18 protein-coding genes are annotated in these 23,095 nt (G+C 70.0%); 9 read left to right on the forward strand and 9 right to left on the reverse strand.

Annotated elements, in window-relative coordinates; translation table 11 throughout:
* Positions 1-32: 32 nt before the first annotated feature.
* Positions 33-1,220: an NO-inducible flavohemoprotein gene (hmpA, locus tag ACNI65_RS10120; protein ID WP_416762766.1), complete on the forward strand. Its 1,188-nt coding sequence runs from the start codon at positions 33-35 to the stop codon at positions 1,218-1,220.
* A gap of 170 nt (positions 1,221-1,390) precedes the next feature.
* Positions 1,391-2,224, forward strand: a complete 834-nt coding sequence (locus ACNI65_RS10125) for an enoyl-CoA hydratase-related protein (RefSeq protein ID WP_416762768.1) — start codon at positions 1,391-1,393, stop codon at positions 2,222-2,224.
* 86 nt (positions 2,225-2,310) lie between these two features.
* On the opposite strand, the gene ACNI65_RS10130 is transcribed toward ACNI65_RS10125, so the two are convergent.
* The 4 genes from ACNI65_RS10130 to ACNI65_RS10145 all read right to left on the reverse strand — a co-directional run bounded on the left by ACNI65_RS10130 (position 2,311) and on the right by ACNI65_RS10145 (position 5,456).
* Positions 2,311-2,586 carry an HU family DNA-binding protein gene (locus ACNI65_RS10130; protein ID WP_416762770.1) on the reverse strand — a complete coding sequence of 92 codons (276 nt, stop codon included), beginning with the start codon at positions 2,584-2,586 and terminating at the stop codon, positions 2,311-2,313.
* A 220-nt stretch (positions 2,587-2,806) separates the two neighbouring features.
* Positions 2,807-4,291, reverse strand: a complete 1,485-nt coding sequence (locus tag ACNI65_RS10135) for a PA domain-containing protein (RefSeq protein ID WP_416762772.1) — start codon at positions 4,289-4,291, stop codon at positions 2,807-2,809.
* A 6-nt stretch (positions 4,292-4,297) separates the two neighbouring features.
* Positions 4,298-4,753: a post-PEP-CTERM-1 domain-containing protein gene (locus ACNI65_RS10140; RefSeq protein WP_416762775.1), complete on the reverse strand. Its 456-nt coding sequence runs from the start codon at positions 4,751-4,753 to the stop codon at positions 4,298-4,300.
* 61 nt (positions 4,754-4,814) lie between these two features.
* Positions 4,815-5,456, reverse strand: coding sequence for a choice-of-anchor J domain-containing protein (locus ACNI65_RS10145; protein WP_416762776.1), 642 nt, complete (start codon positions 5,454-5,456; stop codon positions 4,815-4,817).
* Between the two features lie 432 nt (positions 5,457-5,888).
* On the opposite strand from ACNI65_RS10145, the gene ACNI65_RS10150 reads away from it, so the two are divergent.
* A complete protein-coding gene (locus ACNI65_RS10150; protein ID WP_416762778.1) occupies positions 5,889-6,722 on the forward strand; it encodes an alpha/beta fold hydrolase in 834 nt (277 codons plus the stop codon).
* Positions 6,723-6,887: 165 nt separating this feature from the next.
* The gene (locus tag ACNI65_RS10155) at positions 6,888-8,357 is read left to right on the forward strand and encodes an HD domain-containing phosphohydrolase (protein WP_416762780.1); all 1,470 of its coding nucleotides are present in this window, start codon (positions 6,888-6,890) and stop codon (positions 8,355-8,357) included.
* Here ACNI65_RS10155 and ACNI65_RS10160 read toward each other — a convergent pair.
* Both ACNI65_RS10160 and ACNI65_RS10165 read right to left on the reverse strand, forming a co-directional pair.
* Positions 8,323-9,162 (reverse strand): alpha/beta fold hydrolase, encoded by an 840-nt coding sequence (locus ACNI65_RS10160; protein ID WP_416762782.1) that lies wholly within the window; start codon positions 9,160-9,162, stop codon positions 8,323-8,325. The genes ACNI65_RS10155 and ACNI65_RS10160 overlap by 35 nt on opposite strands.
* Positions 9,163-9,205: 43 nt before the next feature.
* Positions 9,206-10,120 carry a LysR family transcriptional regulator gene (locus ACNI65_RS10165; RefSeq protein ID WP_416762784.1) on the reverse strand — a complete coding sequence of 305 codons (915 nt, stop codon included), beginning with the start codon at positions 10,118-10,120 and terminating at the stop codon, positions 9,206-9,208.
* 156 nt (positions 10,121-10,276) lie between these two features.
* Between ACNI65_RS10165 and ACNI65_RS10170 the strand changes: the two genes are divergently transcribed.
* A complete protein-coding gene (locus ACNI65_RS10170; RefSeq protein ID WP_416762786.1) occupies positions 10,277-11,068 on the forward strand; it encodes an SDR family oxidoreductase in 792 nt (263 codons plus the stop codon).
* A gap of 265 nt (positions 11,069-11,333) precedes the next feature.
* Here the strand turns inward: ACNI65_RS10170 and ACNI65_RS10175 are convergent, their stop codons facing one another.
* The 3 genes from ACNI65_RS10175 to ACNI65_RS10185 all read right to left on the reverse strand — a co-directional run bounded on the left by ACNI65_RS10175 (position 11,334) and on the right by ACNI65_RS10185 (position 15,397).
* Positions 11,334-12,551 carry an MFS transporter gene (locus ACNI65_RS10175; protein ID WP_416762788.1) on the reverse strand — a complete coding sequence of 406 codons (1,218 nt, stop codon included), beginning with the start codon at positions 12,549-12,551 and terminating at the stop codon, positions 11,334-11,336.
* Between the two features lie 73 nt (positions 12,552-12,624).
* Positions 12,625-14,703 carry an ATP-binding protein gene (locus ACNI65_RS10180; protein ID WP_416762790.1) on the reverse strand — a complete coding sequence of 693 codons (2,079 nt, stop codon included), beginning with the start codon at positions 14,701-14,703 and terminating at the stop codon, positions 12,625-12,627.
* 4 nt (positions 14,704-14,707) lie between these two features.
* Positions 14,708-15,397: a response regulator gene (locus ACNI65_RS10185; protein WP_416762792.1), complete on the reverse strand. Its 690-nt coding sequence runs from the start codon at positions 15,395-15,397 to the stop codon at positions 14,708-14,710.
* A gap of 482 nt (positions 15,398-15,879) precedes the next feature.
* Here ACNI65_RS10185 and ACNI65_RS10190 point away from each other — a divergent pair, with 482 nt between their 5' ends.
* The 4 genes from ACNI65_RS10190 to ACNI65_RS10205 all read left to right on the forward strand — a co-directional run bounded on the left by ACNI65_RS10190 (position 15,880) and on the right by ACNI65_RS10205 (position 23,094).
* The gene (locus ACNI65_RS10190) at positions 15,880-18,537 is read left to right on the forward strand and encodes a TonB-dependent receptor (protein WP_416762794.1); all 2,658 of its coding nucleotides are present in this window, start codon (positions 15,880-15,882) and stop codon (positions 18,535-18,537) included.
* A 35-nt stretch (positions 18,538-18,572) separates the two neighbouring features.
* Positions 18,573-19,562 (forward strand): family 43 glycosylhydrolase, encoded by a 990-nt coding sequence (locus ACNI65_RS10195; protein ID WP_416762796.1) that lies wholly within the window; start codon positions 18,573-18,575, stop codon positions 19,560-19,562.
* Between the two features lie 95 nt (positions 19,563-19,657).
* Positions 19,658-21,406, forward strand: coding sequence for an IlvD/Edd family dehydratase (locus ACNI65_RS10200; RefSeq protein WP_416762798.1), 1,749 nt, complete (start codon positions 19,658-19,660; stop codon positions 21,404-21,406).
* Between the two features lie 125 nt (positions 21,407-21,531).
* Complete coding sequence (locus ACNI65_RS10205; RefSeq protein WP_416762799.1) at positions 21,532-23,094, forward strand: alpha-N-arabinofuranosidase; 1,563 nt, start codon at positions 21,532-21,534, stop codon at positions 23,092-23,094.
* Position 23,095 lies beyond the last annotated feature (1 nt).

Here is a 23,095-nt window from a genome sequence, read left to right on the forward strand (position 1 = left end):
CGTCATCCTCAACGCATCCGGAGTCCCCACGCATGTTCACCCCCGAGACCATCGCCCTGATCCAGGCCACCGTGCCGCTGCTGAAGTCGCGCGGCGAGGACATCACCCGCCACTTCTACCGCGTGATGCTCGCCGAGCACCCCGAGCTGAAGGCCTTCTTCAACGAGGCCCATCAGGCCGAGGGCACGCAGGCGCGCGCGCTGGCCGGGGCGGTGCTGGCCTACGCCAGCCACATCGACCGCGTGCAGGAACTCGCCCCCGCCCTGCCCCGCATCATCCAGAAGCACGTCGCGCTGGGCGTGCAGCCGGCGCATTACCCGATCGTCGGTCAATGCCTGCTGCGCGCGATCCGCGAGGTGCTCGGCGCCGACGTCGCCACCGAGGCGGTCATCGAGGCCTGGGCGCAGGCCTACGGCGCGCTCGCGCAATTGCTGATCGACGCCGAGGAGCAGGTCTACGCCGCCAACGCCGCGCTGCCCGGCGGCTGGCGCGGTCAGCGCGCGATGGTCGTCGCGCGCAAGGAACGCGAGAGCGAGCTGATCACCTCCTTCTACCTGGAACCCGTCGACGGTCAGCCGCTGCCGCCCTTCCACCCGGGCCAGTACCTGACGCTGGTGCTGGACATCGACGGCCGCACCGTGCGGCGCAACTACTCGCTGTCGGACGCGCCGGGCAAGCCCTGGTACCGCGTCAGCATCAAGCGCGAGGACAACGGCCTCGTGTCCAACTGGATGCATGACCGGGCCGAGGTCGGCACCCGCATCGACATCCAGGCGCCCGCCGGCGAGTTCACGCTCGACGCCGCGGCGACCCGTCCGCTGGTGCTGGTGACCGGCGGCGTGGGCATCACGCCCGCGATGTCGATGCTGGAGTCCGCCGCGGGCAGCGGCCGGCCGATCCGCTTCATCCACGCGGCGCGCCACGGCGGCGTGCATGCCTTCCGCGAGCGCGTGGATGTGCTCGCGGCCGCGCATGGCAACGTTCAGGCGCTGTACGTCTACGACGCGCCGCGCGAGGGCGACGACCCGCATGAGATCGGCTACGTGACCGACGCGCTGCTCGCGCGCCACCTGCCCGAGGACCGCGATGTCGACCTCTACCTGCTCGGCCCCAAGCCCTTCATGCAGGCCGTGTACCGCGCCGGCCAGCGCCTGGGCGTGCCCGCGGCGCAGCTGCGCTACGAGTTCTTCGGGCCCGCGGAAGAGCTGGTCGGGGCGTGAGCCCGCAGCGGCTAGTGCACCGGCCAGTGCACCGGTGAACGTCACGGGCGAGCCGCCTTGAGAGCGCTCTCCAATCGCCGCGCCGCGTCGCGTGCTTGACGCGGCGCGGCGGGGTCTCCCGCTACATTGGGCCGGTCCACGAGACCCACCCACAACGATTGGAGACCCGCATGGAATGCCTGAGCTACTCGGAAGAAGGCGGCGTCGGCCACCTGGTGCTGAACCGGCCCGACGCGATGAACACGATGTCGCCGCAGCTGTGGCGCGAGCTCGAGGCGCAGCTCGACACGCTGCATCGCAGCCCGACGCTGCGCGCGCTGGTGATCTCCTCGACCGGCAAGCATTTCAGCGCGGGCATGTCGCTGGACGTCTTCCAGAACGGCGGCATCCAGCTCGATGACCGCAGCGCCGAGGGCCGCGCCGCCATCGTCGACCTGCTGGCCGACATGCAGCAGGCCTTCAACAAGCTCGACGAGCTGCGCGTGCCCACGATCGCCGCGATCCAGGGCGGCTGCATCGGCGGCGCCGTCGACCTGGTCGCCGCCTGCGACCTGCGTTACGCCGAGACCGGCGCGTTCTTCTGCATCCAGGAGATCAACATCGGCATGGCCGCCGACCTGGGCACGCTGCAGCGCCTGCCCAAGCTGATCCCGCTGGGCGTCGTGAAGGAACTGGCCTACACCGGCCGGCGCATGCCCGCGGCGCGCGCGCTGGCCGTGGGACTGCTCAACGACGTGCTGACCACGCAGGCCGAATGCGTCGAGGTCGCGCTGCAATGCGCGCGCGAGATCGCGCAGAAGCCGCCGGTCGCCGTCTGGGGCAGCAAGCAGGCCATCCACTACGCGCGCGATCACGGCGTCAAGGACAGCCTCCAGCAGATGGGCTGGCTGCAGGCCGCGATCTGGCAGAACCGCAACCTGATGGAGGCCTTCGCCGCCGCCCAGGCCAAGCGTCCGACCGCCTTCCCTGACCTCGCCGCGCTCAAGTTCTTCCGCGAGGGTTGAAAGCTTCTCGGCCCGAGAAAACAGAACGCCCGCCCTGAGCGATCAGGAGCGGGCGTTCTCGCGTTGCCGCAAGCGAGCCGGGAGGCTTACTTGTTGACCGCGTCCTTCAGCGCCTTGCCGGCGGTGAACTTGGCGACCTTCGAGGCCGGGATCTCCAGCGCCTCGCCGGTGGCCGGGTTCTTGCCGGTGCGGGCAGCGCGCTCGCTCACCTTGAAGGTGCCGAAGCCGACCAGGGCGATTTGGTCGCCGGAGGCCAGCGCTTCGGTGATGGTTTCCAGGGTCGCGTCCAGGGCGGTCGCGGCCACGGCACGGGTCACGCCAGCCTTGGTGGCGATGCCTTCAATCAGTTCACTCTTGTTCATCAATGCTTCCAGTAAAAAACCAGGTTCCGGCGAACCGGGGGCGCGATTATCAGCCAGTCTGAGCCCCCCTCCTGTTTGAAGACGCAACCAGACCCCCACCGACACGCCGTTCCAGCGCGGTTCGAGCGCCCTGCGCCCTCAATCCTTCTGGAATGGATGAAGAAAAGCCCGGTGCGCCGCGAGGCGGCACCGGGCCGGAGCGCTCAGGCGCGGTGAGGGTTTACCAGCCCAGGTCCTTCAGCAGCGGCTTGGTCAGGTCCTTGGGGGCGACCAGGATCAGGCCCAGGTCCGGCGTGATGTTGGGTTCCATCAGCAGGTTGGGCGTGGCCGAGACATCCCAGTGCGACACCGACGAGCCCGACACCAGCGGATTCGGCGTGTACAGCAGCGGACGGCCCAGCGCGTCGGCGCCGGCGCGGCGCGTCGGATCCGTCGACAGCGAGCCCGTCGCGTAGCCGACCTTGCCGCGCATGCCGTAGGGGATGGATGCGGTGATCGCCGCGCGCAGCTTGGCGCCGTCGGCCTGCGAGACGCTGATCGTCGGGATGGTGATTGTCGGATCGGTGCCGCCCAGGCCCGGGGCCGCGCCGGCCGCGTTGTTGGCGATGATCACGCCGATCGCGCCCGCGTTCTGCGCGTTCTTGGCCTTCACGGCGAAGCCGCAGGTGCCGCGGTCGATGACCGCGACCTTCCCCGCCACCGCCGTCGTGTCCGCCGCGCTGAACGGCAGGCAGCCCTGACCGTTGACCGCGTCCGGCGTCACCGTGGCCAGCGAGCCCATGGCCAGACCCGTGCTGACGGCCGGACCGAAGGACGCGGTGCCATACGGGTACAGGCCGGTGTAGCCCGGGGCCGAGGTCGCGATCTTGAGCACCGGCGTCGCCGACAGCATGTCCGCGCCGGCCAGCACGTTCGAGCCGATCCACGCCAGGCCCAGCGGGTTGACCGCCGAGGCCTTGCGCTCGGCGCTGGTCATGTTGAGCCAGGTCTTGCCCGCGGTGTTGTCGAACATGAAGCGCTCCCAGATGCTGGGGAGCCCGCCGCTGGCCACGTAGGCCGTGCCGGCGGCGTTGATGCGGTAGCCGGTGGAGGTCTGCACCGAGATCACGCTGAAGCCCAGGCCGTGGCCCAGTTCATGCAGCAGGGTCTCGACGAAGTTCACGCCGGTGCCGAAGTTGCCGTCGAGGCCCAGGTAGAACGGCGAGCCCGCCAGGCAGTCCGACTTGCCCAGGTTCACGTTGAACTGGGTCTTGATGTCGACGCCGGCGTAGCCGGTGCCGTCATCGGGCATGCCTTCGCTCAGGTTCACGCCGGCCAGCTTGTTGGCCAGCGCCTGCGGGTACCAGGTGCCCGGTTGGCCGCCGGGGAAGTCGTGCCAGATGTTCCAGGCGCTGGCGCTGCCCAGCGTGGCGGACGAGGCCGTGCAGGTCAGCGCCTGCCAGCCCGCGTTCACCGTGATCGTGACGTCGCTGTCGAGCGCCTTCTCCCACACGTCGGCGACGTAGCGGTACACGTACATGCGCTGCTCGCCCAGCGTGGTGCCGGGGTTGCCGCCCACGGGCGCCACGGGCGTCGGGTCGTTGAAGCCGACACCGGCCGGGTCGCGGCTCTGGATCACGATCGTGGCGGCCTGCGCGGCGCCCGCGCCGATCAGCGCGGCCAGCACGGCGGTACGGAGGACGGTTTTCTTGAAGCTCATGGACATGGTGGCTTACTCCGTGGGCAGGGCCGACTTGGCGAGCGTGCCGCCGTTCTTGATGAAGGCCTCGGCCTCTTCCTTGCTGGCGAAGCAGGCTTCGATCAGCTTGCCGTCGGCGCCGCGCACGATCACGGACTGGCTGGCCATGTCGTCGGTCAGGCGCACGCCGGTGGCGCCGCTGCTGTGACGCTTGAGCTGGGGCGTGAGCGCCGCGGCGCGCATCGCCACGCGGGCACGGAGGTTGTTGGCCGGAATGGCCTTGAGGGCTTCATGCTCCTCGGCGGTGGCCGGACGGAGCTTGCCGGTCTCGGCATCGCGCACGATGACGAGGGCGTCCTGCGAGGCGACGGGCGCCGTCGATTGGGCGGCGGCAGCGGCAGGCGTCGCGTGCTCGGCGGCGTCGTGCGCCTGCGCGGCCAGCGGCAGGGCCGCGGCGATCGCCAGGCCCAGGGTGATGCGGGTGATCATGGTCGGTGTCCTTGCGGAATGACTCGGATTCGGATGCGGAACGGATGCGGCGCGGGGCCGATCAACGCGCGCGACGGCGGCGGGCGGCCATCAGGCCCAGCAGGCTCACGCCGGCCAGCGCCCAGGTCGAGGGCTCGGGCACCTGCGCCACGCGCAGGTCGTCGATGCCGACGATGTTGGCGGCGTCCGCGTCACCCACGTGGCCCAGCGCGAAGCGCGCGGTCGAGCCCGCGCCCTGGCCGGCGATCGTGAAGGTGTAGCGGGTCCAGTCGTCCAGCGCGGTGACGGTGGCGGTGGTGATCAGGCTGCTGATGTCGCCGGCGCTGTTGACCAGGCCGTAGGTCAGCTGGTCGAGGTAGGTGGCGTCGCCGCCGCCGCGGGCCCAGAACGAGACCTGCGTGTCGAACTCGGTCGAGAACGCGCTCGTGATCAGCCAGCTGGCCAGCGATTGGCCGGCGCCGGCGTCGCTCCACAGCGAGGAGGCGTAGGACTCGGGGGCGCCGGTGTGGGCGGTGAAGTTGGTCTGGTCGCCCTGGACCCAGCCCGGCGTGACGCCGCCGGAGGCGTTGTTGACGACCTTCCAGCCCTGGCCCGTCAGGCCGGGGACGTTGTTGAAGCCTTCGTTGATGAAGGTGTACTGCTCGGCGTGCGCCGACGCCGCGGCGCCGAGGAGCGCCAGGACCATGACGGTCTTCTTGAACATTGCTGCGTCCTTCTACGGAATGAAGGTGGGATGTCCACCTGGACTCTGACTGACGGCGGCACCCCGGGTGGGGACGTCGCCTCGACTGCTGCGGGCCGGGGGAGGTCGGCCGTGGGGCGTGGCGATTCTGTGACGCATGTCACGGCCCGCAGGAGGGGGGTCACCAGGGGTTCCCCCTCGGTGTGGGGGTGGGCGTTTCCCTAGGCGCTGTCGTCTTTCACGTCGCCTTCACGGGGTCAGGCCTTGCGGTGACGGGGAACGCGCGTTTTTGCCCCGCGCGGGCGCGATGACGCCGTTTCCTCGGCGGTGTCGCTTCCGCGACCCGACTTCGGGTTTTGCCGGATGGTCGGACATTCGTCCGATACCGGCCGAGCGCCTGAATCGCGACAGTAGAGCCCTGTTCCTCACCTCCACATGAACCAGGAGCCCACCATGTCCTTCACCGCTTCCTTCTCTCGTGCTGTCTCCCGCCGCGCCATCCTCGCTGCCGCCACTGTTGCCGCTGCCGGCGCGCTGGCCGCCTCGGCCGGTTTCTCGACGGCCGCTCTCGCGGCGCAACCCGCGCCGACGGGTGCCAATGCCCAGCCCTCGGTCGTGATCGTCCACGGCGCCTTCGCCGACGGCTCCGACTGGGCCAAGGTCATCCCGCTGCTGCAGCGCGAAGGCGTGCGCGTCACCGCGGTGCAGAACCCGTTGAGCTCGCTGGCCGACGACGTCGCCGCCGCGCGCCGCGCCATCGACGCGCAGCCCGGCAAGGTCGTGCTGGTCGGCCACTCGTGGGGCGGCACGGTGATCACCGAGGCCGGCAACGCGGACAAGGTCGCCTCGCTGGTCTACGTGGCCGCGTTCGCGCCGGCCGCCGGCCAGAACACCGCCCAGCAGGGCGAGGGCTATCCGGCGCCGTCGGGTCTGGCCTTCCTGCGCCCCGACGCGCAGGGCTGGCTGAGCCTGACGCCCGAAGGCATGCGCGACCACTTCGCCCAGGACCTGCCCGCGTCGACGACCGCCGTCATGGCCGCCACGCAAGGCCCGATCCAGGCCAAGGCCTTCGAGCAGCCGGTCGGCGCGAACCCGGCCTGGAAGACCAAGCCGTCGTGGTACCTGCTGGCGACGTCCGATCACATGATCGCGCCCGAGGCGCAAGCGGCGATGGCGCAGCGCGCCGGTGCCAAGGTGACGAAGGTGGCCAGCTCGCATGTGCCGCAGCAGTCGCAGCCGGAAGCGGTCGCCAAGGTCATCCTGGACGCCGTCCGGCAATCCCGGTAAGGTCCGCGCCGGTCGCGGGCAGCCCTGGCGTGCGGGTCACGCCGGGCTCGCCGCCCGCGATCCGCTTGACCTCGCACCAGGGACGCCGTGACCGCTTCATCTCCTTCGAATCCTGCTTCGAACCCCGCCTCGAGCGCCCTTCCCCCACCCACGTCGCACGTCCCGGTGCTCGACGCCGTGCGCGCGCTGGCCTTCGTCGGCGACCTCAGCATGGGGCAGCCGGTCGACCACTCGACCCGCAGCGCGTGGCTGGCCACGCGCATCGCCGCGGCGGCGGTGTCGGAAGGCCTGGTCGAGGACTTGGTCGTCGGCCGGGATGCGCTGGAGGCGCCGGCGCACGCGTCCTGCGTCGCGCTGTTGCGGTGGTCCGGCTGCACGGCCAACGCGCCGGAGTTCTCCGTGCTGATGGGCGACGACGTCGGCGGCCGGGACGCGATGCTCTCCAATGGCTCGGCGGCCGAGGCCTCCGCGCTGGCGGGGACGCTGGGCGAGGCCGCGCTGATCCATTGCGAGGTCGCCGGAGAAGTCGCCCGGCTGCTGGGCCTGCCCGCCGGCATCGAGCGCGCGATGCGCCATCTGTTCGAGACCTGGGATGGGCGCGGCAAGCCGGAAGGCCTGCCGGGCGCCGAGGTCCCCGCGGTGGTCTTCCATGTGGCGCTGGCGGGCGATCTCGAGATCTTCTCGCGCGTGCATGGCTTGCCCGCCGCGCTTCGTCATGTGGCGGAGCGCTCGGGCGCGAAGTACCCGCCGGCGCTGGCAGCGCTCGTCGCGCGACATGCGGCGGCGTGGATGGCCGAGCTGGACGCGGGCGCGCACGAGACCGTCGACATTGACAGCGCGTTCACGGCGCTGACCACGCCGCTGGAGCTCGTTGCCGATGTCATCGACCTGAAACTGCCCTGGATGACGGGACTCTCGCGCCGCGTCGCCGACACCGCCCGCGATGCGGGCGCGTCGCTCGGCTGGGATGCCGCGGCGCAGGCGCGGCTGCATCGCGCGGGACTGCTGCACGGCATCGGCCGCGCGTCGGTGCCCAATGCGCTGTGGCAGGCCCCGCAGGAGGGCCGCCGGCTCGGCGAGGCCGATCGCGAGCGGCTGCGCCTGATGCCCTACTGGACCGGGCGCGCGGCGCGCCGGCTCGCCGCGTTGCACGAGGAGGCGGAGCTCGCCTCCTACGTCGATGAGCGCATGGATGGATCGGGCGCTTTCCGCGGGGTGGCCGGCGCGGCGATCCCGATGCCCGCACGCGTGCTCGCGGCGGCGGCGGCCTGGGTCACGGCACGGACCGCGCGTCCGGGTGCCTCCGCGATGGATGCCGAGACGGCCCGCGCCGCGATGCGCGCGGAGATCGCCGCCGGTCGGCTCGATCCTCAGGCCGCCGAGGCCGTCTGCGGCGCCGAGCGCGGCCGCGTGGCGGCGGCGTCCGCCCCAGCGGCGATCACGCTCTCAGCGCGCGAGACCGAGGTCCTCGCCCGCATCGCCATCGGCGAGAGCAACAAGGAAGCCGCCAGGATCCTGGGCATCAGCCCCGCCACCGTGCGCACCCACCTCGAAAGCGCCTTCCGCAAGCTGGGCTGCAGCACCCGCGCCGCGGCGACGCTCAAAGCGATGACGCTCGGGCTGCTGTCTGTTTGAACCACTCGCTGACTGCGTTGATGACGGCGTCGGGTTGATCCTTGTGCGGCGAATGGCCGCAGTCGGCGATCTCGAAGAGGCGCGTCTGCGGGACCTCGCGCGCGATGCCCCGGATCTGCTCGATCGACGCGTATTCATCGCCCTCGCCCTGCATCGCGAGCAGCGGGCACGTGATCGCGCGGATCTCCTCGACGATGGACCAGTCCTTGAACTCGGCGCTGCGCCACGCGTCGCTCCAGCCGCGGAATGGCGAGTCGGGATCGTCATGGAAGCGCGCCAGGCTGCGCTTCAAGGAACCCGCCTCATACAACTCGACGGTGCGGCCGATGCTCTCGACCGAGAGATCCTCCACCGTGATGTGCGGCGCGGCCACCACGAGACCGGCCGTCGCGCGATGCGCCGCATGGATCAGCGCGATCGAGCCGCCGTCGCTGTGCCCGAAGAGCCACGGTGGTGTCGTGACCCCCACCCCTGCCAGCAGCGCCGGCAGCACCTCCAGCGCCTGGCGGTGCAGGTAATCGGGCGCCCAGGGCTCATCCAGCGGCCGCATCGTCGAGCGCCCGTAGCCGGCCCGTGAATAGACCAGGCCGCGCATTCCCAGCGCGCGGCAAAGCTGCTCCGGGAAGTCGCGCCACATCGCGATCGAGCCCAGGCCCTCGTGCAGGAAGACCATCACGGGCGAGGCCTCGGCGCCCTCGCCCGCGCCGTCGCGGGCAGAGTCCTCGTTGACCCACCGGTACTCGATGTCGGTCGGCCGGCCGCGCCAGTCGATGCGCAGCCGCGGCGCTGAAGTCTTGCTGTCCATGGGCCCGCATCTTAGGCAAGCGGGCCGTCAAGCTCGCGCGGCCTCAGGCGATCGGCACGCCGTCCACCACCCGCTTGGCCAGCCGCGGTTGCTGCAGGCGTTCGGTCCACCACGTCAGCGCGCGGCCCGCGTGGTCGCCGCGCCAGGCGACGTACAGCGTGTTGGGCTCGCGCGGATCGGCGGTGCGTTTCTCGACGAGCTCACCGCGCGCGATCAGCCCGCTGACGCGGTGACGCGGCAACCAGCCCACGCCCAGGCCCTCGACCTGCGCCCTCACTTTCTCCGCCATCCCCGGCACGGCCAACTGCGCCTGTCCGCCCTGTACACCGTAGCTGCGGGCGCTCGCGCCGCGCGAGGTGTCGGCGACCACGACCGCCCGGTGCGCGCGCACGAGGTCGCGCGACAGCGGTTCCTCGGCGCGTGCCAGCGGATGACGCGGCGACATCGCGAAGACCCAGTCCAGCCGGCCGAGCTCGAACCAGCGCAGGCCGGGGATGGCCGGCGGCTCGTTGGTCGCGCCGATGACGAGATCCGCCCGGCCCTCTCGCAAGGCCTCCCAGGTGCCTCCGAGCACCTCATGCGTGAAGCGCAGTCCGACGCCCGAGGCCAGCTTGTCGAAGTCGGCGATCAGCGGGAAGAAGCTGGCGAGCTCCAGCAGCTCGTCGGTGACGATGGTCAGCCGGTCCTCCCAGCCGCTGGCGACCTGCTTCACCCGGGTGTTCAGCCGGGTCATGTCCGCCATCAGCCGCTGCGCCTCCTCGGCCAGCAGCACGCCGGCGGGCGTGAGCTGCAGCCGGTAGCGGCGGCGGTCGAAGAGCAGCGCGTCATACCGCGTCTCGAGCTGGCGCGCCGCGTGCGAGATCGTCGACGGCGCCTTGCCTAGCGCGGCGGCGGCGCGCGACAGGCTGCCCGTCGTCCGGATGGCGTCCAGCAGGGCCAGTTCGTCCTGACTCAACATGTTCGATTCGTTCGAATGAGTGCATCGCGATTGTGGCGCGACTTCCTCGGTCGCGGCGACGAACATTCAGTCATCGCCAGGCGCCAAGCGCTGAAACGAGACCCACCCACCCGGCCCACCCGGCCGACCACCCCGAACGAGTTGAAAGGAAACATCATGAGCAACACGACCAACACCGCCGCCGCCACCGCTCACAACGCCCGCCGCTTCGTCGGCAAGACCGCCCTGGTCACCGGCGGCAGCAGCGGCATCGGCCTGGCCGCCGCGCAAGCCTTCGCCGCCGAAGGTGCCCGCGTCATCATCACCGGCCGTGACGAGGCCGCCCTGGCCGCCGCGGCCACGGCCATCGGTGGCGAGGTGATCACGCTGCGCAACGACGCCGGCAAGATCGAGGACGCGCAAGCGCTGGGCCAGACGCTGCGCGAGCGCGACCTCTTCGTCGACGCGGTGTTCCTGAACGCGGGCGTGGCCAAGTTCGCCGGCCTCGCCGACGCGACCGAGTCGCTCTGGGACCAGACCTTCGACACCAACGTCAAGGGCCCCTTCTTCCAGCTGCAGGCGCTGCTGCCGCAACTGCGCCGCGGGGCGTCGGTGGTGATCAACGGCTCGATCAACGCGCGCATCGGCATGCCCAACTCGTCGATCTACGCGGCCAGCAAGGCGGCGCTGATCTCGATGGCCAAGACGCTGTCGGCGGAGCTGCTGCCGGTGGGCGTGCGGGTGAACGTCGTCAGCCCCGGCCCGATCCAGACCCCGCTGTACGGCAAGCTGGGCATGGATGCCGCGACGCTGGACGCCACCGCCGCCGCCATCCTGGGTCAGATCCCGCTGGGCCGCTTCGGCACCTCCGAGGAAGTCGCTTCCACCGTGCTGCACCTGGCCGCCGCTGAATCCGCCTTCATCGTCGGGACGGAGATCATCGTCGACGGTGGCATGAGCCAGCTGTGATCACCCGCTGAGCAAAAGAAAAGGCCCTGGTCTCACGACCAGGGCCGAAAGTTCGTCCGCCCGCAGAGGGAATAGGCGGACCATGCGAGAGAGAAGCATGAACAACGAAAGCTCGAATTCCGTTGTCAGGATCAACTGTAGGGACGACCGCGGGCCGGGTCACGACGGCAAGACCGCAAGCGCGGCGAGGGTTTCGCCGCAAGCGCGTGTCGGGTGATTGCCTACACGGCGCGGGCACGGTTCCTGTGCGGTCCGTACACGATCCCTACGCGGTCCGCGCCGCCGCGCGCGGCGCCTGCGTGACGCCCAGGGCCCGGCTCGCGCTCATCGCCATGATCACGGCGAAGAACACGACGCAGGACAGGCCGGCCGTCAGCGAGGTGTGCTCGGCGATCATGCCGATCAGCGGCGGACCGGCCATCATGCCGAGGTAGCCCAGCGAGGACACCGCCGCGATGCCGTGCGCGGCGCTGACGCCGGGCACCTTGGACGCCGCGCTGAACAGCACCGGCACGACGTTGGACAGGCCCAGGCCCACCAGCGCGAAGCCCAGCAGGCCCGCGTCGGCCAGCGGCACGAGCAGCGCCGTGGCCATGCCCGCGGCGGCCAGCAGTCCGCTCGCGACCATCAGCGGCACCGGCGCGACCCGCGCCCGCACCCAGTCCCCGCCGAAGCGGCCCAGCGCCATCGCCAGGCTGAAGCTCGCGTAACCGAGCGCGGAGATCGTGGCATCGCTGCCGCGCTCCTGCTTCATGAACAGCACGCTCCAGTCGTACATCGCGCCCTCGGCGATCAGGCCGAGCACGGCCAGCGTGCCGATCAGCGCCAGCACGCCGCGCGGCAGGCTCATCGGCTGCTTCTCGCCGGCCTCGGTCGTCATCTTCAACATCGCGGCGCACGCGCCCAGGATCAGCACGACCCCGGTGCCGCAGGCCACCAGCAGGTGCGTGCCCGGCGTCCAGCCCAGCATCGGCAGCAGGCTGCCCACCCCCGCGCCGACCATGCCGCCCAGGCTGAACATCGCATGGAAGCCGCTCATCAGCGGCCGGCCGGCGAGGTGCTCGATCTCGGTGGCCTCGGCGTTGATGGCGACGTCGAAGAGACTGGCCGTCGCACCGAAGAGCATCAGCAGCCCCACCAGGCCCAGGTAGACGCTCGGCGTGATCAGCAGCGAGACGCCCGCGGCGCACAGCACGCCGGTCAGGCCCGCCACGCCGCGCGGACCGAATCGCGCGACGACCCGTCCGGCCTGCGACAGCGCGAGCAGCGCGCCCACGCCCGAGGCCAGCATCGCGATGGCCAGCGACTGCTCGCCCAGCCCGTAATGCGCCTTGACCGTGGGCACGTGCACGCCCCAGGTCGCGAACAGCGCGCCGGAGACGAAGAACTGGACGCGCAGGGCCCAGGCCGCGGCCAACAGGCGGCGCGCGGTCGGCACGTTGGCGGTGGGAGGCGTGACGGGCGGGGTGGACGGCGTGGTCATCGTGAGGCGGCGTGAAGAGCGCGTTACTGTAGGCGCCACGCGTGGGCACGCGCGCGCAGTCCGCCCGCCGGCCTCAGGACACCATGCCGCGCAGCGCGTTGAACAGCTTGCGCGGCTGCAGCGGCTTGAAGAGCACGGTGTGGCCGCTCTCGGTGGCGCGGCGCAACTCCTCGCGGCTGGTGTCGCCGGTGACGAGGATCGCGGGGACCTCCATCCGGCAGAGCTCGCGCACCGCGCGGATCGCCGCGATGCCGTCGGGGCCGTCGCCCAGGTGCAGGTCCGACAGGATCAGGTCAGGCGGCTCGGCCCGCGCGCGCACCGCGTCGGCGGCCTCGGCGGCGGTGGCCGCGATGATGGACTCGTAGCCCCACTCCTCCAGCAGCAGCTGCAGGCCGATGCGGATGGGTTCCTCGTCGTCGATCACCAGCACCGAGCGCGGCTCCATCACCGGCATCGGCACGGTGTCGGCGGCGGTCGTGAACTCGGGGATCTCCGGCAGCCCGCCCAGCGGCATGCTGAGCCGGAACATCGTGCCCTTGCCCGGCCGCGACGCCACCATCAGCCGGTAGCCCAGCAGGTGCGCCAGGCGCTTGACGATCGCCAGGCCCATGCCCAGGCCCTGCGTGCGGCTGCGCTCGCTCTGCCCGACCTGGTAGAACTCCGCGAAGATCCGCGGCAGGTCCGTGGACTTGATGCCGATGCCGGTGTCCCAGACCTCAAGGTTCAGGTGCGTGGCGGTCGAGCGCGCGACGACCACGACGCCGCCGGTCTCGGTGTACTTGATCGCGTTCTGGATCAGGTTGCCCAGAATGCGCTCCAGCAGCTGCGGATCGCTGGTCACCGACTTGCCGCCCGGCGAGAAGCGCAGCCCCAGGCCCGCGCCCTCGGCCTGCCCGGCGTAATGCATGTGCAGCCGCCGGAACAGGTCGCGCAGCGGGAAGTGCTGCAGGTTGGGTTCGACGGTGCCGGCGTCCAGCCGCGAGATGTCCAGCATCGCGTTGAACGAGCGCTCGAGTCCTTCGATGGAGCGCATCACGTTGCGGATCAGCGGCTCTTCCTCGGTGCCCTGCAGGCGGCGTTCCAGGCTCGCCGCGAACAGCCCGAGCGCGTGCACCGGCTGGCGCAGGTCGTGGCTGGCGATGGCCAGGAAGCGGCTCTTCTCCTGGTCCGCGCGGATCGCGCCGTCGCGCTCGGATTCGAGCGCGCCCAGGCGCAGGTCCTGCTCCATCAGCAGGCGCTTGTTGCGCTGCCAGCGGTGGTGTTCCAGGATGGCCAGCCCCGCGATGACCGCGGCGGCGAGGAACCAGACCGGCCCCGCGCCGGGCCGCGCGGACGGATCGAAGAGACGTGCCAGGCCCTCGGAGGCCGGCAGCAGGCCGATCAGCGCGGCACCCCGCCCCATCGGGCCGAGCAGCACGCCCAGCACCGCCGCGGACGCGGCCAGCAGCGGCCCGGTGAGCAGGCCGCGCGAGCCCGGCGACTCCGCCAGCCACGGATGCAGGCACAGCAGCGCCAGGCAACCCGCGGCCTGCAGGATGAGCAGCCGACGGCCCTCGCGGTCGGTGAGACCGGCACGGTGCTCGAAGGGCTTGGCCGGACGGCGCGACAGGGAACGCGCCGTCAGCACGCAGCCCAGCCCGAGCGCCATCGTGCCGATGATCCAGATGACCAGGCCGGGTGTGGGCGTGCCGCGCAGCAGCGCCGACAGCAGCGGCACCGCCACGGCGGTCAGCAGCCAGGGCCAGTGGCTCCAGGCCTCGACGAAACCGGCGTCCTGCAGCCGGCGCGCGATGGCGCGGCGCTCGCGACGGCGGCCCTCCTGGACCGCTTCGTCGGTCGTGTGCTCCGCGCCGGCGACGGCCACGAACAGCGCGGGCCGCGGCGGCCGCTTGGAACGGCGCGGACGCGGCGCCGGTCCGGCGGCATGGGCGGAGACCGGGGTGGGAGCAACTTCGGGTGCGGCCTCGCCCGCGCGGGGCGAGGCCGCAGCCACAGCACCGGCAGCCGCCTGCGCGGACGGGCGGCCAGAAACGGCGATCGCCGGCACGTCCAGGACGCCCGGCGAATCGAGGAGGATCTCGGTCGGCGGAAAGGAGGTATCCGGTGCCGGGTCCTCGTTCCGTGGGCCGCCTCGGGGGACCGTCGTGGCCACCGCGTCAGCGGAACAGGCTGATCATGTGCGAGCGCGACTTCACGTCCAGCGCCAGCAGCAGCGACGACACGTAGTTCTTCACCGTGCCCAGCGACAGCTGCGTCGAGTTGCTGATCTCCTGGTTGCTGCAGCCCGACAGGACCAGCTCCAGGATCTCCAGGTGACGCGGGCCCAGCTCGGCCACGCGGTCGTACATCGCGGAGGACGGGAAGCGCGGGAACAGCGTGCCGGTCTGCGCCTGGCGATGACGCTGACCGTCGGCCAGCAGCGCGCGCAGCGTGCTGCGCATCTCGGCCATCATCGCGCCCTTGGGCAGGTAGCCCACCGCGCCCAGCGCGCGAGCCTGGCGCACGACGAATTCATCCTGCGTGCCGCTGAAGACGACGACGCGGGCGTCCGGGAAGGCTTCCATGAACTGGCGCAGGCCCTGCAGGCCCTTGCAGTCGCCCAGGTTCAGGTCGAGCAGCACCGCGTCCACCGCGCCGCCGTCGCCGTAGGCCTGCAGGCCTTCCTGCAGCGACGCCGCCTCGACCCAGTCGATGTCGATCTCGTCCAGCGTCTGGTAGAGCGTGCGGATGCCCGCGCGCACGAGTTCGTGATCGTCGACCAGCAACACCCGGCGCTTCACCGCCGGCGCTGCGTAGCCGCCATTTCCTGCCGCCTCGAATGAACGGGCAACGGACACTGCTTCCATAGGGCCTCCCTGCTTCGACTGACCGATGGTCTCCGGCTCGGTCGTCAATCACCCTTTACTGCTTCGCCGGAGAAGGTCCGCATGATATGGCGTTGGTCACTTGCGTCGCCCCCCAACAAGGGGGAACCCTGAGGGGTGGTTCCGGAAACACTTGTGACCACATGTTGCCGATTTGGCCTGCCAACGTTGTCACACACCATCCCCATCTATAGGTCTCTTGGAGGGGGCGCTACCCCCCATTTGGCGGAAGTCGAAACGACCGGTTACGGCGGTTTGTATCGCCGGAAACCGTCCGGACCCCCCCGGAAGGCCGCCATCGGGGTCGTCCCTGATGCCGGAAACGGCATTGGGGAGCCGGAAAATGTGATTGGCTCAGGATCGCTCGCCTCCCTAGCATCTGCTCCGCTCGACAACAACCCTACGGGGGTTGTGGAGTCGCCCGGCTTCCGGGTTGACAAGCCAGAAAAACGACGGAGACAACAATGAGCCAGATCCCATTCGCGCCGCGGGGCACCGTGGTCGCAGCCGCCCTGTTGGGGGCGATCCTCCAGGTCCCGGTCCACGCCCAGACTTCGCCTGCCGCCGACGAGAAGAAGGCGGAGGACAAGAAGGCCGAGGACAACAAGCTCGACACCGTGGTCGTGTCGGGCATGCGCCGCTCGGCGGAGTCCGCGCAGACGATCAAGCAGAACAGCGACCAGGTGGTCGATTCGATCGTCGCCGAGGACATCGGCAAGTTCCCCGACAAGAACGTGGCGGAGATCCTCGGCCGGGTGACCGGCGTGCAGATCCAGCGCGGCAACGGCGAAGCCGGCTCCGTGATCATCCGCGGCCTGGGCGGCGTGGTGACCCTGCTCAATGGACGCGAGTTCTTCTCCGACTCCGGCCGCAGCCTCTACCTGGCGGACGTGCCCGCCACGATGCTCAAGCGCATCGACGTCTACAAGACGCAGGAGGCCTCGCTGCCCGAGGGCGGCACCGCCGGCGTCATCGACGTGCGGACCAACCGGCCGCTGGACTTCAAGGACGCGCAGTTGTTCATCAACGCCCGCGAGGAACACCGCGACAAGGCCAAGAAGAACAACCCCGACGTCTCGGGCATGGCCTCCAACCGCTGGAAGACCGGCCTGGGCGAGATGGGCGCGCTGATCGGGCTGTCCTACCAGCGCGGCCAGTACCACGATGAACGCGCCTTCGTCGGCGATCCGGCGCTGATCACCGTCCCCGGCCGCACCGAGAAGGTCCTGGGCACGGACGCGATGGGCCGCGTCTTCGACCTGGGCGACCGCAAGCGCGTGGCGGGCAACTTCGCGCTGCAGTGGAAGCCGAGCAAGGACTCGGAAATCTACCTCGAGGGCTTCGGCACCCGCATCGACCATCGCTACCAGCAGTCCTTCCTGGTCGCGGGCATCGGCATGAACAACGATCCGGTGCTGGGCTGGGTCCCCGCGCCGGGCACGGTGATCACGACCAAGCCGGGCACCAACAACCTGGACACCGCGACCAACACGAATTACCCGGGCTGGGGTTTCACCTCCACGCAGGCCAAGCACGACGAGGCCAGCAACAACCAGCTCGCGCTGGGCGGCAACTGGCGCGTCAGCGACAAGCTCAAGCTCAGCACCGAGGTCGCCCGCACCCGCAGCCAGATCGACTGGGTCAACCGCATCCTGGACACCGGCTACAGCCCGACCAGCACCGTCGCGGCGGTGCGTGACGGCGGCGGCTTCATCGACTATCCCGGGCTGGACCTGACCAACGCGGCCAACTTCCGCATCAACGGCGGCGTGGACGTGCGCGGCCGCCGCGAGGGCAAGTCCACCGACTGGCGCGCCGATGCCGATTACGACATGGGCGACGGCTTCCTGCGCGAGCTCAGCGCGGGCGTGCGCCTGGCCAAGCGCGATGCGATGTCGATCAACAGCAACATGCCGTGGACGACCTCGTTCTCGGCGGTCGGCCAGACGCTGAGCAACTTCCCCGGCATCTACGAGGTGGCGCCCAAGACCTGGGGCGACTTCGGCGTCAAGCAGTACGTCTTCGCGTCGCGGGACTGGCTGCTCGACAACGGCGAGGCCTTCCGCCAAATGCTGACCGGCAGCACGGCGCTGACGCCGTACGACCCGATGACGCTGTTCGACGACACCGAGAAGACCAGCGCGATCTACGGCCGCGCCAAGTTCGGCTTCGACGCGCTGGGCGTGCCGGTGTCGGGCGTGGCGGGCGTGCGGGTCGTCCGCACCGAGCAGACGCTGCGCGGCAACTCCCGCGATGCCTCCACGAACCAGGTGACGCCGGTGCTGGTGGACACGACGCGCACCGACGCGCTGCCCACGCTGTCCATGCGCGCGGAGCTCACGCCCAAGCTGGTCGGACGGCTGGTCTGGGGCAAGACGCTGGAGCGTCCCAACTTCGTCGACTACAACCCCGGCCAGACCAACACGCCCCCGGGCGGCGGCGTCACCTACGGCACGCTGGCCGGCGGCAACCCCAACCTGAAGCCCACCGAGTCCGACAACACCGACGTCGCGCTGGAGTGGTACTTCGCCCGCACCGGCTCGTTGACCGGCACGGCCTTCCAGCACAAGTTCAAGAACCGCATCACGACACAGACCACCGAGACCACGGTCAACGGCGTGCTGTACCGCGTGACGCAGCCGGTCAACGTCAACCGCGCCGACCTGCATGGCTACGAGCTGAGCTACCGCCAGTTCTACGACTTCCTGCCCGGCTGGCTGGGCGGCTTCGGGATGGAGGCGAACTTCACCTTCATGACCGGCAAGCAGACGGCGCCGGACGGCACCGAGGGCCCCTTCCTCGGCCAGTCCAAGAAGGCCTACAACGTGGTCGGTCTGTATGAGCGCAACGGCATCTACGGCCGCCTGGCCTACAACTGGCGCGGCAAGTTCCTGGCCGAATACCCGTACCGCACCACCGGCCGGGAGCTGTGGGTCGCGCCGCTGCGCACGCTGGACGCGTCGCTGGGCTACGAGGTCACGAAGAACCTGACGGTGTCGCTGGACGTGACCAACCTGCTCAACCAGGCGTATCACGACTACTTCGACAAGAACCCGTCGCTGGTGCGTGACGTCCGCTACTACGACCGCACCGTCGCCCTGGGCCTGCGCTGGAAGCTGTGATCGACCCGAGCGCCTCTGACGTGAATGCCCCCGACGTGACCGAAGTCCCCACGCCCTCCCCGACGCCCTCCCCCACGTTGAGGCCGCTGATCCCCCAACGGGCGGACCCCCACCTCACCCGCCATGTGGACGGGGGGGGACGGGCGCGGTACTTCTTCACCGCGTCGGTGCCGGCGTACGACGGGGTGGAGCTCCGCGCCGCCGATCGCTGGCAAGACCTGGCCCAGGCGCCGGCCCGCATGATCTGGCGCAAGCCCGACATGGGCCGGTGGTCCGAGCTGATCTGGGCGCCGGAACTCCACTTCCGCCAAGGCGCCTGGTACGTCTACTTCGCCGCGGCCCCGAGCCGCGAGATCGTCGGCGGCCTGTTCCAGCACCGGATGTATGCGCTGCGCAACCGCTCGCCCGATCCGATGACGGGCGAGTGGGAGTTCCTCGGCCAGGTCGACAGCGGCATCGACACCTTTTGCCTGGACGCGACGACCTTCGAGCACCGCGGGCAGCTGTATTACCTGTGGGCGCAGAAGGATGTCGGGATCGCCGGCAACTCCAATCTGTACATCGCGCCGATGGCCACGCCGTGGTTGCTGTCGGGACCGCCGGTGATGCTGAGCCGGCCGGAGTACGACTGGGAATGCCGCGGTTTCCTCGTCAACGAGGGGCCGTCGGTGCTGCAGCGCGGGGGCAAGGTGTTCATCAGCTACTCGGCCAGCGCCACGGACGAGAACTACGCGATGGGGCTGCTGTGGATGGACGAGGCGTCCGATCCGCTGGATCCGGCGAGCTGGACCAAGTCGGCCACGCCGGTGCTGACCTCGAGCCCGTCGCGCTCGATCTTCGGCCCGGGCCACAACAGCTTCGCGCTGGACGAGGACGGCGAGACGGTGCTGCTGGTCTATCACGCGCGGACCTACACCGAGATCGAGGGCGACCCGCTCTGGAACCCGGACCGCCACACCTACGTCAAGCGCCTGCGCTGGACCGCGGACGGCCTGCCGGACTTCGGCGACGCCGGGCTGGCGTGATATCCGATTGGATATCGGAATCCCGGAAGTTTTGATTGGATCCGAATCACCCGTCTCCCTAGCATCCGCTTCGGAGACAACACACCACACCTGCAATGACCGAGGCCAAGAAGAAGATCAAGCTGCGTTCCGCCGAGTGGTTCGGGACGCAGGACAAGAACGGATTCATGTACCGGTCCTGGATGAAGAACCAGGGCATCCCGGACCATGAATTCGACGGCAAGCCGATCATCGGCATCTGCAACACCTGGTCCGAGCTGACGCCGTGCAACGCGCACTTCCGCAAGCTTGCCGAGCACGTCAAGCGCGGCATCCTGGAAGCCGGCGGTTATCCGGTGGAGTTCCCGGTGTTCTCCAACGGCGAGTCCAACCTGCGCCCCACGGCGATGCTGACGCGCAACTTGGCCAGCATGGACGTCGAGGAATCGATCCGCGGCAATCCGATGGACGCGGTGGTGCTGCTGGTGGGCTGCGACAAGACCACGCCCGCGCTGCTGATGGGCGCGGCCAGCGTGGACCTGCCGACCATCGTCGTGACCGGCGGGCCGATGCTCAACGGCAAGCTCAACGGGAAGAACATCGGCTCGGGCACGGCGGTCTGGCAGTTGCACGAGCAGGTCAAGGCCGGCGAGATCTCGATGCACGACTTCATCGCCGCCGAGGCGGGACATTCGCGCTCGGCCGGCACCTGCAACACGATGGGCACGGCGTCGACGATGGCCTGCATGGCGGAATCGCTGGGCACCTCGCTGCCGCACAACGCCGCGATCCCGGCCGTCGACGCGCGCCGCTACGTGCTGGCGCATCTGTCGGGCATGCGCATCGTGGAGATGGTCTGGGAGGACCTGCGCCTGTCCAAGGTCCTCACCCGCGAGGCCTTCGAGAACGCGATCCGCACCAACGCGGCGATCGGCGGCTCGACCAATGCGGTCATCCACCTGAAGGCGATCGCCGGACGGGTGGGCGTGCCGCTGGAGCTCGAGGACTGGACCGCGATCGGCCGCGGCACGCCAACGCTGGTGGACCTGCTGCCGTCGGGACGCTTCCTGATGGAGGAGTTCTATTACGCCGGCGGGCTGCCCGCGGTGCTGCGCCGCCTGGGCGAGCACGGCCTGCTGCCGCACAAGGATGCGCTGACGGTCAACGGCAAGACGCTCTGGCAGAACGTGCATGACGCGCCGATCTACGACGACGAGGTGATCCGTCCGATCGTCAAGCCGCTGATCGAGGACGGCGGCATCTGCGTGCTGCGTGGCAATCTCGCGCCGCGCGGCGCGGTGCTCAAGCCCTCGGCGGCCACGCCCGCGCTGATGCAGCATCGCGGGCGGGCCGTGGTCTTCGAGGACTTCGAGGACTACAAGGCGCGCATCATGGATCCGAACCTGGAGGTCGACGCGGACTCCATCCTCGTGATGAAGAACTGCGGGCCCAGGGGATATCCGGGCATGGCCGAGGTGGGGAACATGGGCCTGCCGCCCAAGCTGCTGGCGCAGGGCATCAAGGACATGGTGCGCATCTCCGACGCGCGCATGAGCGGCACCGCGTATGGCACGGTCGTGCTGCATGTGGCGCCCGAGGCCAAGGCCGGCGGCCCGCTGGCGGTGGTCCGCGAGGGCGACTGGATCGAGCTGGATTGCGCGGGGAATCGGCTGCATCTGGATATCTCCGACGCGGAGCTCGAAGCGCGCCTGGCCGAGTGGGCCACGAAGCAGCAGCCCGATCCGGCCGATCTGAGCGGCTATCGCAAGCTCTACGTCCAGCACGTGCTGCAGGCCGACGAAGGCTGCGACTTCGACTTCCTGCGCGGCTGCCGCGGCTCGGCAGTCCCACGGCACTCGCATTGAGTTGCCCCCTCGCCCGCTTGCGGGAGAGGGAGGGGTGAGGGCCAGCGGCCGTGGCCGTCCTCACCCCTTGCCGAGATCCCCACAGAGGGACCGGCTTGACCCCGACAAGAACGAAGGAGACAAGCATGCGATTCCCCCTGAAGGCGACCTGGCTCGCCCTGACGCTGGCGGCTACGACCTGGTCGCTCCCTGCCGCGGCGGCCGACGTGCAACTCAGCATCGACGCCGGCAAGCCCGGTCCGGTGATCCACCGCAACGTCTACGGCCAGTTCGCCGAGCACCTGGGCACCGGCATCTACGAAGGCATGTGGGTGGGCCCCGATTCCAAGGTCCCCAACGTGCGCGGCTGGCGCAAGGACGTGGTGGGCGCGCTCAAGGCGCTGAAGGTGCCGCTGGTGCGCTGGCCTGGCGGCTGCTTCGCCGATGAATACCACTGGCGCGACGGCATCGGCCCGCGCGGCAAGCGGCCGGTGAAGGTCAACACGCACTGGGGCGGCGTGCCCGAGAACAACGCCGTCGGCACGCACGAGTTCTTCGATCTCGTGGAGCAGCTCGGTGCCGAGGCCTACGTCAACGGCAACCTCGGCACCGGCAGCGCGCAGGAGATGGCCGAGTGGCTGGAGTACATGACCGCCGAGGGCAGCTCCACGCTCGCGCAGCAGCGCCGCAAGAACGGACGCGACAAGCCCTTCAAGGTGAGCTACTTCGCCGTGGGCAACGAGGCCTGGGGCTGCGGCGGCAACATGACGCCCGAGTACTACACGAACCAGTACCGCCAGGTCGCCACCTTCCTCAAGACGCCGCCGGGCAACAAGCCGCAGTTCGTCGCCAGCGGCGGCAACGCGCAGGACACGCGCTGGACCGAGGTGCTCTCCACGCAGAACATCAAGTTCAACTTCGACCTGATCGGCCACCACTACTACTCGTTCCCGGGCGGCGAATGGGAGAAGAAGGGACCGGCGGTCGGTTTCGACGAGTCGGCCTGGATCTGGCTGCTGGCGCAGGCGCAGGACTTCGGCAAGACGGTGGAAGCCAACATCGCGGTGCTCGACCGCAACGACCCGCAGAAGCGCATCGGCCTGGCGCTCGATGAATGGGGCAGCTGGTACGACCCCGAGCCGGGCAGCAATCCGGGATTCCTGGTCCAGCGCAATACGATGCGCGACGCGATGCTCGCCGCCCTGCACTTCCACATGTTCCATGAACACGCGGACCGCGTGCGCATGACCAACATCGCGCAGATGGTCAACGTGCTGCAGGCCATGATCCTGACGGACAAGACCCGCATGGTGCTGACGCCGACGTATCACGCCTTCGCGATGTATACGCCCTTCCAGGACGCGACGACGCTGCCTTCGACGCTGGCCGGCAACCCCGCGTACGCGCTGGCGGGCAAGACGCTGCCGACGGTGAGCGCCTCGGCGGCGCGCGGCAAGGACGGCAAGTTGTACCTGGCGCTGCTCAACGTGAATCCGCGCGAGGCGCAGACGGTGAAGCTCGCGTTGCAGGGCGCGAGCGCCACGCGCGCGGTCGGACGCGTGCTGAGCGCCGCGGCGATGGACAGCGAGAACACCTTCGCCCAGCCGCAGGCGGTGCAGCCGGTCGCGTACGAGGCCAAGGCCGCGGGCGGGACGCTGAGCCTGCCGCTGCCTCCCAAGTCCATCGTCGTCGTCGCGCTGGAGGACTGAC

Origin of the sequence: Roseateles sp. So40a (genome assembly GCF_048081605.1) — a bacterium.
Classification (GTDB): Bacteria; Pseudomonadota; Gammaproteobacteria; order Burkholderiales; family Burkholderiaceae_C; genus Roseateles.